The sequence below is a fragment of the Rhizobium ecuadorense genome (assembly GCF_001187535.1).
GTDB lineage: Bacteria > Pseudomonadota > Alphaproteobacteria > Rhizobiales > Rhizobiaceae > Rhizobium > Rhizobium ecuadorense.
Window position 1 is genome coordinate 1 of sequence record NZ_LFIO01001311.1, and the last position, 242, is coordinate 242.

Genomic DNA, 242 nt, shown 5'->3' on the forward strand with positions numbered 1-242 from the left:
GACCATGACACCACGGGCTGCCAGCATATCCTCGACCATTCGTAGGCTGAGAGGAAACCGGAAATAGAGCCATACGGCATGGGCAATCACCTCCGCCGGAAACCGGTGACGACGATAGAGAGGATCACGTGCAGATCTGGTCATTCCGCCAGATCCCATATTTTGATCGCTGCTCGGTTAACGTTACAGTGCCGCTCCATCGGCAAAACAACGCATGCAAGGCGTCGTCATCGGTCCGATTT

1 pseudogene is annotated in these 242 nt (G+C 55.0%); it reads right to left on the reverse strand.

From position 1 onward, the window contains the following. Positions 1-144, reverse strand: a pseudogene (locus AF337_RS40960) (IS6 family transposase); the annotation flags it as partial. Positions 145-242: the final 98 nt, after the last annotated feature.